Below are 15212 nucleotides of genomic sequence, written 5' to 3' on the forward strand. Positions count from 1 at the left end.
ACCCTCCTCTTCCGCCAAGGCCCCGGCGCTCCACGCCGAGAACTGAGGTCGCCTCATGCAACGCATCCTGTACATCCTGACGGCTGCACTGTGCGTCCTGACCGCCTGCGGTCCCGAGGCGGAGAAGCCCCCCGCTGTCGCGGACAGCAGGGACACGCGTGTCCAGGAGCGTCGCGCGGCGCTGCGACCGGACGATCCGGTTCCTTCGCTCGAATTGAACGATACCTCCATCGACTTCGATCCCCAGGCGTCGTGCCTGCCGCGAGAGAACTCGCTCACGCTGACCAATACCGGCACCTCGGATCGCACAATCTACCGTGCGAGCATCACCGGGGGGTTCACCTTCAACGGCGTGCACGGCGCGACGGGTCCCCGCTGCGACACCAACTGCAACGTGCCGCCCACGCCCGTCAACGGCACGGGCGCAATGACCGTGAGGGTTGGCTTCGCTCCGGTGCAGCCCGGAAACTTCAACGGGACCCTGACGCTCTACACGGATGATCCGGTCGCCCCGGTCATCACTGTCACGCTGACCGGCACGGCCACGGGGCCGTTGATCGTCGTTGGACAGACCTCCGTGGCGTTCGGCGCCCATGAACTGGGCTCGTCACCGCCGCCTCGCAACGTCACGGTGATGAACCTGGGCAATGAGCCCTTCGCCCTGGCGCCGTCCGTCACCGCCCCCTTCAGCGTGTCCGCAGCCACTGCCAGCCTCGCGCCTGCGACGTCGACGACGCTCGCGGTGACCTTCGCCCCCTTGACCCTTGATGACCTGGGCTCCATCACGCGTACGCTCTTCCTGACGAGCACCTCCACCGCGTGCGCCACCCCGCCCTCCGTCACGCTCACCGGCATGGGGTTGGCCCCCGCGGAACTCGGCTTGAGCCACACCGCGCTGGCCTTCAGCGAGACGCCGCCGAACTCCACCAGCGCCACGAAGGAGGTCACGGTCTGGAACAAAGGGGACAGCGTGCTCAACGTGACCCAGCTGAAGCTGCCCGCCAACTCGCCGTTTCACGTCACGCCATCGAGCGCCTTCAGCCTCGTGAAGGGAGAGACCCAACGCCTGACACTGACGTTCCGCCCAACGACGGTGGGGAGCTGGGACAACCACCCCCTCACCTTCGTCATCGATAGCACCGACGGGCCAACCCTCTCCCTGTCCGGCGCCACGCCAGTCGTGTCCCCTCCGACGCTCGCGCTCAGCCCCGCGGTGATGGCTTTTCCGCAGACGCCGCTGAACACCGACAGCGCTCCCCAGGAGGTCACCCTCCGGAATGAGGGTGGCAGTCCGCTCAACGTGACCGAACTGAAGCTGACTTCGGGGGTCGCCTTCCGGGTCGATACCCTGACCGCTTTCAGCGTCGCGCCCGGGGAGACCCGCCGGGTGAAGGTGACATTCCGTCCCGTTGCGCCCGGGGGGGCATCCGACACGCTCGTCGTCAAGAGCAACCTCCCCGATCAGTCCTTGACCCTGTCGGGCTCCGCGCCCTCAAGCCCGAAGCTTGTCTTGATTCCCGATGAGCTGGCTTTCGAGGAGACGCCGTTCGACACCGACAGCGCGCCCAAGGAGGTCACCGTCACGAACGGCGGAGACAGTCTGCTCCAGGTGACCAGGCTGAACCTGCCCGCCAACTCACCGTTCCGCGTCAATGTCTCGGGCACATTCAACCTCGCGCCCGGAGGCACCCAGCGCCTTCAGCTGACGTTCCACCCCACGGAGACGAGCGCCACGACCGGCAAGCTCACCTTCACCAGCAACGACCCTGCCCCACCTGAGCTCAAGCTGTCCGGAGCGAAGGCGCCGGGCAATGCCTGCCTGGGCATCGATCCCCTCTCGTTCGAATTCGCGGAACAGGAGGCAGGAGACGTGGCCAGTGAGCAGAAGAAGGTGAAGGTGACCAACACGGGGAACGTCACGCTGACGGTGACCCCCACGGTAACCAAGGGCGGCAGTGCCTATTCCGTGAGCCCCAGCACGGCCTTCACCCTGGAACCCGGCCCGGTGGGACGTGAACTCTTCATCACGTTCAACCCCGGCCCCAGCGAGAACGGCGCCGTGGATGGCGTGCTTTCTTTCGGCACGTCGCCCACGACGTCCTGCGTGTCCAACGTGCCCCTCCATGGCACCGCGCGCAAGACCTCGCTGGAGGTCAGCACGACCAGCCTGGACTTCAGCGCTTGGACTGTCGGCGACCCGTACCTGACGCGGCAGGTAATCCTCACGAACCACACCAACTGGGACATCAAGGTGTTCCCAGTATCATCCGGGACCCTGGACCCCTTCACGATCTCCGGCATCCCGGCGGAAGGAAAGACCGTCCAGAAGAACGGCGGTACCGCGCCGGTGACGGTGACCTTCGCCGCGACCACCTCGGGCGTGTACGCGAAGACGCTCCAACTCCAGACGGACGCCTCACAGCCCCTGCCCCCCATAGCAATCACTGGTCAGGCGCTCGCGGCGGAGCTGACCCTGGTCAACAATCCACTGAACTTGCCGAACGTGGCTCCCGGAGGCGAGTCCACGGCCGATGCGACCTTGCGCAACACCGGCAACCAGGCCCTGTTCCTGTCGAAGGTCACCCTGGAGAGCGACGCCTTGTTCCAGGTCGTCGACTTCCTGCCCCAGACGGTGCAACCGGGAGGGGAGACCAAGGTGAAGGTGCGCTTCCGTCCTTTGACCAGCACGGGCGACCTGGAGACGCGGCTGCGCTTCTTCACCACGAATGACCGGCAGCTGCCGCCCGTGCTCGTCGTCAGGGGCAACTCCAATGGCCCCAACGCCATCTTCACAGCGAGCGAGATCGACTTTGGTTACAAGCAGAACAGGCTCACCCACGCCAATCTCAGCCTCAACGTGAGCAACAGCGGTGGCACCTCGTCCTCCGAGCCATTGCAGGTCACCGACGTCCGCATCGAGCCGCCCGGTACGGCGTTCTTCGTGGAGAACGTCACCAGCTCCGAACCCATCCTCCAGAAGGGTGCGAAGCGGCCCCAGCCCTTCCGGGTGACCTTCAGTCCTGTCATCGAGGATCAGGTGTACGAGGCCCGCCTGGACATCACCTACCGGGGGACCGTGAGCAATATCGAGACGAAGCGCAGCTTCCCATTGCAGGGGATTGGCGCGGAGGCCAGGTTCAGCACATCGAGGAGTGAGGTGAACTTCCTGGCCACGCAGCCGGGCACTTCCAACACGCTTCCGCTGGAGATCATCAACACAGGCCATGTGGAGGTTGACCTGGCCGAGGTGGCCTCCGACCTCGGGTCGTTCAACATTGACGTCATTGGCTGGCCCAACTCCATCGTTCCGGTGGGGGGATCTCGCGAGGTCGAGATCACGTTCGCGCCCCAGCTTTCGGGCAGCTACTCCGCGAACCTCAACTTCGCCACGAAGCCGCCTGCCACGGCCAGCCTGGTCGTCAAGCTGTCCGGCGTTGCCGCCGTGGCGCAGATGCAGATGACCCGGAACCAGCTTGTTTTCAATGATGTGCCCCGGCAGACCTCCAGCACGCAAACCGTCACGCTGACGAACATCGGCTCCGCTCCACTCGAAATCAAGAATGTGACGACAGCGATTGGTCCCTTCACGGCGGTGCTGCGGAACAACCCGCAGTTCCCGGTGATCCTCCAGCGAACCGAGACCGCCCTGCTCGATGTCACGTTCACGCCTGACGCCGCGCTGGATGTGACTGGCGCCGTGCACGTGCTGAGCAATTCGAGCGGCAGCGAGGATCAGGTCATCCAGCTCTCGGGCCGAGGCACCACGCCCGTGCTGGTGGTGCTCGGTGGCGCCCCCGAATTCGCGCCGCAGGCGCTCAATGTCGAAGGGGAGTCCAAGAAGCTGACGGTGAAGAACGAAGGCAGGGCCCCGCTGGAGGTCTACTCCGTCGCCGTCCCGGACCAGTTCTGCCTGCGCGAGGACACGCAGCAAATCACGCCGTGCCGCTCCTCCCTGCCCCCCGACGTGCCCGGGCCCATCTTCACGGTGGCCCCCGGCGCCGAGCACCCCGTCTACATCTCGGCGAAGCCCACCCAGCTCCTCAGCATCAAGCGCAACCTGACCATCGTCAGCAACGCGGACCCGTCGTCCACCGTCGTGGAGTTGGCCGTGGAGGGGGTGGGCGGCGTGAGCCTGTCGCCCTCCAACATCGACTTCGGGCGCGTGAACTTCGGCTCCTTCGCGGAGAAGACGGTGACGGTGACCAACACCGGCATCACCGACGCGAACATCTCCCTGTCGCTCCCGGCGGGAAGTTCGGAGTTCTCCGTGCAGGAAGCGCTGCCCAGGGTGCCCGCGAATGGCAGTGCCTCGGTGAAACTGCGTTTCACCCCGCAGGGGTCGACCGGCGGACTCCGGACGACCAAGGCCACGGTGCGGGTGGAGGCGTCCTCCCAGGCTCCGCTGGAGCTCACCCTTCAGGGAACGGCCACGCTGGCCAGGCTCGCGGTGACGCGCAAGGACGCCCAGTCCTTCGACGGTTCACTTGATTTTGGAGGAGTGCGGGTGAACACGACCTCGGATGGCATCGGGCTGAGGCTGACCCATGCCCTGCCGGCGGGCTCGCCGGGTTCAGGCACGGAGTCGAGCACGCTCAAGGTGGAGGACATCACGCTGGACGCGGCGGATGCGGCGTCATTCATCCTGCAGAAGCCTTCGCTGCCGCTGGTGCTGAACGCGGGAAACAGCATGGATGTGTCAGTCCAGTTCCGTCCGGACGCCCAGCGGAGCTTCAACGCGGTCCTGCGCATCACCTCTGAAGACAGTCAGGTGAGCACCATGCTCGTGGAGCTGGAGGGCCAGGGCCGGACGAATCAGCTCAGCCTGTCCACGCCCACCCTGGAGTTTGGCGCGCGGGTGGCCGAATCCTCCGCCTCGGCGATCCGTTCCGTGCGGCTCACCAACGAATCGCTCCAGCCGTTGGTGGTGCGCGGACTGGAGATCATCGGCGCGACGGAGAACTCCGAGCCCTCGCACTTCAGCCTGGATTCGGCGCCCACGCTCCCGTTCACGCTGGCGGCCCAGGAATCGAAGGACATCTCCGTCAAGTACGTCCCCCGTCCGGACGTCACGTCGAAGGCCAACCTCCTGGTGGTGACGAGCGACCTCGAGTCTCCGAACGCGCAGGTGTCGTTGTCGGGCCGAGGGCTCTCCACGGTGTTCCGTGCGCTCAACCGCACGGTGGACTTCGGCACCGTGCGCCAGGCGGAGCCGGCGACGGCGAAGGTGGTGCTCACCAATGACAGCACCCAGCAGCTGGTGGTGATGCCGCCCAAGGTGGAGGGACCCCAGGCCGCGAGCTTCGTGGTGGTGTCTCCCCTCCTGGGAGCGGAGGGCCGCGCCCTGCCGCAGGGAGACTCGCTGACGTTGGATCTGAAGTACGACACGACACAGATTGGCGCGGCGAAGGCGACGCTCGTCCTGGGCACGAAGGACCAGGAGCGCGCGGCGCTGGTGGCCCTGTCGGGAATCTCGGTGGCCAGCTTCCTGACCATCGAGCCGTTCGAGCTGGATCTGGGCTGGGTGGACATTGGCGCCACCAGCCCGCCGCGCACGGTGACGCTCACGAACCAGTCCGCGTCGCCGGCGCGCTTGAGCGTGGTGGAGAACACCAACCCGGCGTTCCAAATCGACGCGAGCGCGCTGGACGCGGAGCTGGCGCCGGGAGCGCAGACGACGGTGGGCGTCACCTTCCGCGGCGAGGTGGGAGGCCCGGCGGAGGGCACGCTGAAGCTGCGCCTGCGAGGAGAGACGACGGCGGAGGCCACGCTCACGCTGAAGGGCAACGCCCGAACCTTGGGAGGCACGGGCGGTGGCTGCGCCTGTGGAACCAGCGGGGATGGCGGCGCGGCGCTGGCCCTGCTGCTCCTGCTGGGGTTGGGACTGGCACGCCAGGGGCGGCGGGCGCAGGGCCGGGGGGTGACCCATGTCTGACATCCCCAACATCATTGTATTGGTGAGCGGAACCGTGGACCCGGTCAACAGCGACCTGAAGGCCCGCTCCGCGAGCTATCAACGCAGCAGGAACATGCTCGACCCAGATTGGTACTGGCAAGACAACGTCGGCTTGCTCAACACCATCGAGGAACTGCGCCTCCGGTACACCAACGTCCATGTCTTCACAGCCCACGGATGGACTGGAGACAACGGCGCCACCAATCGCAAGGTTGCCGGGACCTACCTGGCCAACCGCCTCTGTGGCGCTGGCGGGCAAAGCGCCTACTACAAGGGCTTCCTCAACAAGGAAGTCGCATTCCATCTCATTGGCCATTCCCATGGCGGAAACGTCATCAACGAGCTCACGGCTCAGGCCGCCGTGGCATGGCCCAAGCGCTGGAAGATCCGCAGCATCACCTATCTCTCGACGCCGTTCTTCACCAAGCAACACCAGGTCAACACCAAGCCGCTTCACCCAGACTGCAAGATCATCAACGTCTACAACAAGTACGACCTGACACAGCGGGTCATCGCCGACTTCTCGCTCCTATCTTTTCATGATGCCTTTCAACGGGCGGAATTCGACGACTTCACCACTCAACTCTCGAAGGTAAAGCTCAACACCAGCGCCCTTGAGAGCGGCATCAAGTCCACCAGACCCAGGGATACAGACACGTCCCTTCTTGGAATCAACCTGAAGCTCCTGATGGACCCCGCCAAGGGGAAGGCGCTCTACGACAACTGCATCAGCACGATAAAGAACGTCCAAGGTACCATCGCCAAGGCTCGCGAAGTCATCTGCGCGCTCAACAACGTCATCACCTTCAATGAGCCCGCCGAACTCGCAGGCAAACTCATCAAGAAGCGGCAGATCATCAACAACGATCTCGCCAACCGCTTCCAGGCTGAACTGCTCGCGATCGAAACAAGCCTGTCCCCGACGCTCAAGGCCTTCGAAGCGCGCAGACGCAGCGGGCAATACCCCCTCATGGGACTCTTCGACGACCTGCACGCCGCCAAATTCCTGAAGGTCCTCTCCCGCTTCCTTCAAGTCAATCCCAAGACCCTGAGCGGCCCGCTTTGCGATCTGATCGCCGCCACCTTCGAGAACCAGCTTCAAAGCTTTGACAACACCAGCGCATCCCCAGCCTCGCAGTACGCCAAGACTCCCTTCGCGAATCGCATCGTCAACGTCGACGTCACCAAGAAAGACGAGTACGCGCGATTCAAACTCGACACGGCGTATGACAAGTTCGTGGGCCGTCTGGAGAAATGCGAGGTCAGGTACGCCAGTTCCTCGGCTCGAACCGACCTGATGGATCTCCTCTTCACACTTCTGGCCAACCATACCCCCGTCAGCGCGATGATTTCCGAATGGGGAAAAACCGTAGTCACCATCCGGAGCATCCTGGATGCTCTCGTGCTCTTGCTGAAGGCAAACAAGCTCCTACCACCGACCCTGCTGACTCTTCCAACCGATCCCACAAAACTCTTCCGCGAGGCCTGTAATCTGATCAGCATTCCCGCGGTCGCGGCGCTGGCTGAATTGTGCTCCGTTGCAGAGACATATGTTGGCATCCTCAAGGAGCGAGGTGTCGGACAACTGGAGGCCACCCTCCTTTCCTCTCCGATCCTGCAGACCACTCAAGGGCAGGCCAGCCTGCGGTTCCCGTATCAGGCTGCTGGACCATCCCCACTTGCTCTTGCAAAGCGGGACTTCACGCCTCCCGCTTCCTATGGAGGCTTGCCCTATTTCATGCGGACCTCACACTCAATCAGCAGGCAGAAATTGTATCCCCAGGTCCGCGCCACCCTTGAGGAACAGCTCACCAGTACGAAACGCTGAGAAATCTCTTCAGGGCTTCTCGGGGGCGCAGCGACCCACGGAGCCAGGCCCACAGCGTGTACCATCCACCCAGGTGGCATGGCCCAACCGGGCTCCCTTCAGGTCCGCATCCTGAAGGTTCGCGCCGCGAAGGTCGGCGCCCTCCAGCGAGGCATTGCGCAAGATGGCGCCCTGAAGCTGGGCGCCTTGCAGGTTGCAGTATGCCAGGATGGCGTCTTTCAGATCCGCTGAGCGCAAGTCTACCCGAGGCATGTTCGCCCCGCCGCTTGGGACAGAATAGAAATGAGAACGCTCGGAGCGCTGATACGGGCCTGAGGGGCCAAAGAAGCTGCTGCCGGCAAGCCGGGCATTCCGCAAATTCGCGCCCGAGAAATCCGCACTCTCAAGGGAGAGTGCGCCTTGAAGGTCCGCCCCTTCCAGATTGGCGTCCTGGAGTTGGGTGTTCGTCAGGGCGGCATCCTCGAACAGGGCTCCTTGCAGCTCGGCGTTCCGCAGGTCGGTTGCGGCCAGGAAGGCCCCGCGCAGATCCGCGCCACGCAGATTCGCCCGGGCCAGCTGTGCTTCTCGCAGGGAGGCGTCCCGGAGCTGCGCCCCTGGCAACACGGCTCCCTCCAGCCGCGCCCCGACCAGCTGACAGCTGTTACACGTCTTGGTTTCCATGAACCCGCGAAGCAGCTTCTCCTGGGCGCTTTCGCAGTTCGTCAGCAGGCCCACCGACAACGTCGCGGGAATCACGAGGCGAACAAAGGGGGACCGCCAGCGAGGAGGAGAAGCCGACGTCATGCCAAGACCCCTGGTGCCAGCGGTTGCGCTCATACGTCTCGTGAGCGGACGAGGCCCCGGCCTCGCGGGGCAGCAACGTACGCGGATACCACGGTGGACGCGGGATTGAACAGGAGGCGATGCGCCTCCAAGCACCTACAGCCCGTTCCGCTGCGAACAGGTCCTCGCCGTGGGCACGAACCGGACTCACGAACGGCCGCGCGGCAATGTCTGGGAACAAAGCCGGTACCAGGTCCGTAGGCCCCTGCACCTCAAGCCGCCGCGGCCACCTGACCGTAGTAGTGAGCCGTGAGCTCGCCCTCGGAGGCGAAGCGCGGATAGCGGCCCTCGGCCAGCGTGGGCGCGTCAGGCAGGGCATTGGCGCTGGAGTGCTCCAGCAGCGCGGCCAGGAAGCGCGCGTAGGCCTCTCGCGGCGCGAGGCCGGGATAGCGCTCCGGCAACCCGAGCCCGGCGGCCGGGATGCGCAGCACGGTCGGCCCCCGCTCCAGGTCGCCCCAGGACACCACCAGGTCGGTGAGCACCGTCTGCCGGGGGGCCGCCCCTTCGGGCCCGGCGATGGGCAGCATGCCCACGGCCACCGCCATGACCTCCGTGACGGACAGCGACCGGCGCTGTCCTCCCTGGGACTCCACCATCAGGGCCTTGTCGGACAGCCCCAGGATGCGACAGGGGATGATTCGCGGGGGCAGCGTGGAGCCCCCGGGCGACTCGGGCGCCAGGGCCGCGACGGCGCGAGTCCTGGGCGCGGCGGACTCCGTGTCCAGGGCGATTCCCCGGTCCTTCATCCGCGCCTCCATCCGCGCCACCTCCAGCTCCAGCTGGCCGATCCGCTCCGCCAACGGGGCGGCATCCCCGGTCGCCATCGGCTTCGCCCGGGTCAGGTATTCCGCCGCCTTCTCCGGGGCGTCACGGCGCGCCAGCCGCAGCTCCGCGGCGCGAATCAGGGCTCGCACCGCCATGGTGCCGGTGCCCTTGCCGGCCGCGGCGTAGAGCGACTCGGCCATCCCCACGGAATTGGAGGGGGCCCCCTCCTGGTCCATCCCCTGCGCCACGCGCCAGGCGACACCCGGGCGCAGCCGGTCCACGGGGAACAGCTCTCCCAGCTGGTCCACCGCGTGCCAGAGCGGTTCGGGGACGTCATGTCCGACCAGCAGTTGCAGTGCCTTCTCCACCCGCGCGGAGCCCGAAGGCCCCCGGCCGTCCTCCAGCTCCATCCGCCCCAGGGAGAGCAGCGCCTCGGTGTTGTCCGGATGGTCCGCCAGGATGCGCTCGAAGGTCGCCCGAGCCTTCTCACGGTCGCCGCCGCCCAGCGCCGTCTGCGCCTCCAGCATGCGAGGGTCCGCGACCCACCCGCCCTCACGCGCGGCGATGGCGGGGGCAACGAAGCGCTCCTCCAGCCGCGTCACGCGCAGCGCGCTGGCCGCGACAAAGCCGAAGGCGAACCCACCAATGTGCGCCATCACCGCGACGCCCGTGTTGTTGCCCAGGACGACGAAGTCGAGCACCTGATTGCCAAACCAGAGGCCCGCCCACAGCCAGCCCGGAACACCGAAGGTACCGCGCCAAATCTTCAGCAACCAGAAGAGGTAGCCCACGCGGACCTTGCGCGTGGCGAAGCGCAGACAGAACGCGCCCATGCACGCCGCCACCGCTCCGGAGGCACCGACCATCAGTGTCTGGGATTGGGTATCGAGCGCGAAGTGGGCAATCCCCGCCACCAGGCCCCCCACCCCGTAGAAGGCAGCGAACAGCGGCCGGCCCCAGGCGTCCTCGAGCAGCAACCCCACGACGTAGAAGAACAGCAGGTTCCCCAGCAGGTGCATCCACCCGAGGTGCAGGAACATGTACGTCAGCCAGCCCCACTGCAGCAGGCCCCGCGCGGGCACGAGCCCCAGGCGGTGGAGCAGGCCCGAATCCCTCGCCTCCAGGATACTCTCGCAGTGCGCGTCGAGCCGCGCCTGGAGCGCATTCACGTCCACGCCCCCAGCCGGCGCCTCCGCCTCCTTCTTCAGCTGGGCCAGCAGCGCCTGGCCGTGCTCACTGAGGAGCGAGGTGCAGCCCGGGGGCAGCTCCAGGTCGGGATGGGCGAGCGTCTCCTGGAGCAGCTCGCGAACCTCGCCCTCGCCCACCCCGCCCGGGTTCGTGGGAACCACCCAGGTGACGAAGAAGGCCACGGCACAGAGCGCGGCGATGGAGACGGAGACCCAGGGGCGACGGTCCAACGTCGCACCGTCCACTCCAAGCGGGAGCAGGAACACCATTTGTGCACGGGCATAGCACGCCAGGGCGCTCGCCTTCACCTGGCGCACCCAACAGGACTTGTCTTCAAATTCGTGAAAACAGCCATGTCGAGCAACTCACGCTGAAGACAGCCACGCAGAACGGGCTGACTCCAGACACAGCCTGAAGAACGACCACTCCAGCTCAGTCGCTCTTCTTGGAGCCCGACAAACCAGACATGTGGGTGACCGCGGTTCCCTCCAGCGTCACCATGCAGTCATCCAGGGTCGGATCTCCAGGCAGGTCCGCGACCACGAAGACGGAATGGTCCCCGGCCTCGGCCGGCTTCAGCACGAGCGCGATGCTCGCGGATGCAATCCCTACAATCGCTGGCATCGCACAAATGACGCGCATCCCTGAGACGTGACACGGCTGACCCGTTCCATCCGTGCTTCGGAGCAGGGTCATGGCCTCGGGCAGGATCACTCGAACGGAGAGGCCCGTCGCGGGGAGGTTGCCTGTGTTGGTGACCGTCGCCGACAGCCGGACCTCGTCGTTCACGAGGACTGGGGACGGCGCCAGGGATGCCACGAGCCGCGCATCCGCATGCACGAGGTCCGGATCGCACGCGTCTCCGATGTGGTCCCCATCACGGTCCTGCTGCTCCGGGTTGAAGACAAGCTGGCAGTTGTCCTCGCGGACCCCCAGGCCGTCCCCGTCATGATCGACATCCGGGACGGCCTCCTTGGGATTGACAGGCCTTCCCGCCGTCCGCCCGTGAGAGACGACCGTCCTCTCCGCGCATGCAGTGACCATGCATCCGAGGAGGAGCCATCCTCTCAGGCCTGGGGGCACGAATCGTGAGGTGGAGCGACTCACGCCATTCCTCTCCAGGCGCCGAGCCGGGCCCCCCTGTCTTCAGGGGGCCCAAGCCTTTACATCCTCACAATCCTACCGACGCGCCGGGGGCACGCCGTTCTCACCGTACAGGTAGCCCTGCAGCGGCTTCACCGCGAGGTCCGAGCGCTTCAGCGACTCCAGCGCGCCCACCGCCATGCGCGCCGCCTGCACCGTCGTGTAGTACGGCACCGAGTGCATCAGCGCCTCACGCCGGATGGAGAAGCTGTCCGCGATCTCCTGCTTGCCGAAGGTGGTGTTGATGACCAGGACGATCTCCCCGTCGAGGATCTTGTCGACGATGTTCGGCCGGCCCTCCTTCACCTTCTGCACCCGCTGCGACTCGATGCCCTTCGTCAGCAGGTAGTCGTGCGTGCCTGCCGTCGCCGTCAGGCTGAAGCCCATCGAGCGCAGGCGCTTCGCCAGGTCCACCACCGCCGGCTTGTCCTCGTCCTTCACGGAGATGAACACCCGGCCGCTCTTGGGCAGCTTCACGCCCGCCGCCAGCTGGCTCTTCGCGAACGCGGACGCGTAGTCCTCCGCCAGGCCCATCACCTCGCCCGTGGACTTCATCTCCGGGCCCAGGATCACGTCCACGCCGGCGAAGCGCGCGAACGGGAAGACGCTCTCCTTCACCGCCACGTGCCGGAACTCCGGCTCCTCCGTGCGGCCCAGCTCCTTCAGCGTCTTGCCCACCATGCAGAGCGCCGCGATCTTCGCCATCGGGACGCCCGTCGCCTTGGAGATGAACGGCACCGTGCGGCTCGCGCGCGGGTTCACCTCCAGGATGTAGATGTTCTTCCCCTGGATGGCGAACTGCACGTTCATCAGCCCCACCACGCCCAGCTCGCGCGCCATGGAGATGGCCTGGTCCTTCATCCGCTCCACCAGGTCCGGCGACAGCGAGTGCGGAGGCAGCGTCGCCGCCGCGTCACCCGAGTGCACGCCCGCCTCCTGGATGTGCTCCAGCACGCCGCCAATCAGCACCTGCCCCGTGCGGTCCGCCACCAGGTCCAGGTCCACTTCGATGGCGTCCTTCAGGAAGCGGTCGATGAGCACCGGGTGCTCCGGCGACGCGCTCACCGCCTCGCGCATGTAACGCTCCAGGCTGGCCGCGTCGTAGACCGTCTCCATCGCCCGGCCGCCCAGCACGTAGGACGGACGCACCATCACCGGGTAGCCGATGCGCTCGGCCACCTTGAAGGCCTCCGCGTGGCTGCGCGCGACGCCGTTCTCCGGCTGCTTCAGGCCCAGCTTCTCGATCAGCTTGGAGAACTTCTCGCGGTCCTCCGCCCGGTCGATGGCGTCCGGCGACGTGCCAAGGATTGGCAGCCCCGCCTGCTCCAGCGGCACGCTCAGGCGCAGCGGCGTCTGCCCGCCGAACTGCACGATGGCGCCCACCGGCTTCTCACGCTGGGACACCTCCAGCACGTCTTCGATCGTCAGCGGCTCGAAGTAGAGGCGGTCGGACGTGTCGTAGTCCGTGGACACCGTCTCCGGGTTGCAGTTGACCATCACCGTCTCGTACCCGGCCTCGCGCAGCGCGAAGGCCGCGTGCACGCACGCGTAGTCGAACTCGATGCCCTGGCCGATGCGGATGGGACCGCTGCCCAGAATCAGCACCTTCTGCCGGTCCGTGGGGGGCGCCTCGTCCTCCTCCTCGTAGGTGGAGTAGAGGTACGGCGTGTACGCCTCGAACTCCGCGGCGCAGGTGTCCACCCGCTTGAACACCGGACGGATGCCGCGCGCGTGCCGGTGCGCCCGCACCTCCGCCTCCGGGTAGCCCATCAGGTTGCCCAGGTACTTGTCGGAGAAGCCGTGCGCCTTCGCCTGACGAAGCACGTCGTCCGCCAGGTGGTCCAGGCGGCCAATGTCCGCCAGCGACTGCGCCTCGCGCACCAGCGCCTCGATGTGCCGCAGGAACCACGGGTCGATGGCGGAGAGCTGGTGCACCTGCTCCACCGTCATGCCCTCGCGGAAGGCCTGCGCCACGAACCAGGGGCGCTCCGGACGGGGCACGCGCAGGCCCTCGTGCAGCACCTTCTCCCGCTCCTCCTTCTCCGTGGGCAGCTCCGGCGACTCCAGGCCCACGCGCCCCAGCTCCATGGAGCGCAGCGCCTTCATGTACGCCTCGGGGAAGGTGCGGCCAATGGCCATCACCTCGCCCACCGAGCGCATGCTCGTGGTCAGCGTGCGGTCCGCCTTGGGGAACTTCTCGAAGTTGAAGCGCGGCACCTTCACCACCACGTAGTCCAGCGTCGGCTCGAAGGAGGCCGGCGTGTCGCGGGTGATGTCGTTGCGCAATTCATCCAGCGTGTAGCCCAGCGCCAGCTTCGCGGCGACCTTCGCGATGGGGTAGCCCGTCGCCTTGGACGCCAGCGCGCTGGAGCGCGACACGCGCGGGTTCATTTCAATGACGACCATGCGGCCGTCGCGCGGGTGGATGCCGAACTGGATGTTGGAGCCGCCCGTGTCGACGCCAATCTCGCGGATGATGGCCAGCGACGCCTGCCGCATGCGCTGGTACTCGCGGTCCGTCAGCGTCTGCGCGGGCGCCACGGTGATGGAGTCACCGGTGTGCACGCCCATCGGGTCCAGGTTCTCGATGGAGCAGATGATGATGACGTTGTCCGCGGAGTCGCGGACCACCTCCAGCTCGTACTCCTTCCAGCCGAGCACGCTCTCCTCCACGAGGATGGTGGAGGTGGGGCTCGCCTTGAGGCCCGAGCGGCAGATGGCCTCGAACTCCTCGCGGTTGTACGCGATGCCGCCGCCCGTGCCGCCCAGCGTGAAGGACGGACGGATGATGGCCGGGAAGCCGATCTCCTCCACCAGCGCCATGGCGTCCGTGAGCGTCGTCGCGTAGCCGCTCTTGGGCAGCGCCACGCCGATCTTCTGCATGGCCGCCTTGAAGAGCTGGCGGTCCTCCGCCTTGTTGATGGCCTCCAGGGACGCGCCAATGAGCCGCACCCCGTACTTCTCCAGGATGCCCCTCTCCGCGAGCGCCTTGGCCAGGTTCAGCGCCGTCTGCCCGCCCATGGTGGGCAGCAGGGAGTCCGGGCGCTCGGCGGCGAGGATCTTCTCCGCCGCCTCCACGGTGATGGGTTCAATGTAGGTGCGGTGCGCGAACTCTGGGTCCGTCATCACCGTGGCGGGGTTGCTGTTGAGCAGCACCACCTCCACGCCCTCGTCCCGAAGCGCCTTGATCGCCTGGGTGCCTGAGTAGTCGAACTCGACGGCCTGCCCGATGACAATCGGGCCCGAGCCAATCACGAGAACCTTCCGGATATCGGTACGCTTGGGCATCGGGCGCCCCCCATACCAACGTCCGCCCCCACATGCACGCGGTGCGTTGTGGCATCCGAAGAGACCGTCCGATGCCCGCTTGCTCGGGGGACCCCGGCCCGGCGTCCTCTGCTACGCTGCCGCGCTTCCCTCCGGAGGTTTCATGCGTCGCTGGCCCCTGGCCCTGCTCGTCCTTCTCTCCGCGCCCGCCCTGGCCCAGGACACCGCTCCGGCCGCCGCCACGCC

6 protein-coding genes are annotated in these 15212 nt (G+C 66.5%); 2 read left to right on the forward strand and 4 right to left on the reverse strand.

Annotated elements, in window-relative coordinates; translation table 11 throughout:
• Positions 1-55 precede the first annotated feature (55 nt).
• Both D7W82_RS32305 and D7W82_RS32310 read left to right on the forward strand, forming a co-directional pair.
• Positions 56-5932: a choice-of-anchor D domain-containing protein gene (locus D7W82_RS32305; protein ID WP_120621996.1), complete on the forward strand. Its 5877-nt coding sequence runs from the start codon at positions 56-58 to the stop codon at positions 5930-5932.
• Complete coding sequence (locus tag D7W82_RS32310; RefSeq protein WP_120621997.1) at positions 5925-7781, forward strand: hypothetical protein; 1857 nt, start codon at positions 5925-5927, stop codon at positions 7779-7781. Before D7W82_RS32305 ends, D7W82_RS32310 begins: the two co-directional genes overlap by 8 nt.
• A gap of 9 nt (positions 7782-7790) precedes the next feature.
• On the opposite strand, the gene D7W82_RS32315 is transcribed toward D7W82_RS32310, so the two are convergent.
• The 4 genes from D7W82_RS32315 to carB all read right to left on the reverse strand — a co-directional run bounded on the left by D7W82_RS32315 (position 7791) and on the right by carB (position 14987).
• Entirely contained in the window at positions 7791-8516 is a 726-nt protein-coding gene (locus D7W82_RS32315; protein WP_158617766.1) for a pentapeptide repeat-containing protein, read from the reverse strand.
• Between the two features lie 299 nt (positions 8517-8815).
• Positions 8816-10786 (reverse strand): rhomboid family intramembrane serine protease, encoded by a 1971-nt coding sequence (locus D7W82_RS32320; protein ID WP_233588065.1) that lies wholly within the window; start codon positions 10784-10786, stop codon positions 8816-8818.
• 202 nt (positions 10787-10988) lie between these two features.
• Positions 10989-11663: a thrombospondin type 3 repeat-containing protein gene (locus D7W82_RS32325; RefSeq protein WP_147439676.1), complete on the reverse strand. Its 675-nt coding sequence runs from the start codon at positions 11661-11663 to the stop codon at positions 10989-10991.
• 72 nt (positions 11664-11735) lie between these two features.
• Complete coding sequence (carB, locus tag D7W82_RS32330; protein WP_120622001.1) at positions 11736-14987, reverse strand: carbamoyl-phosphate synthase large subunit; 3252 nt, start codon at positions 14985-14987, stop codon at positions 11736-11738.
• Between the last annotated feature and the right edge of the window lie 225 nt (positions 14988-15212).

The organism is Corallococcus sp. CA049B (assembly GCF_003611685.1).
Taxonomy (GTDB): Bacteria; Myxococcota; Myxococcia; order Myxococcales; family Myxococcaceae; genus Corallococcus; species Corallococcus coralloides.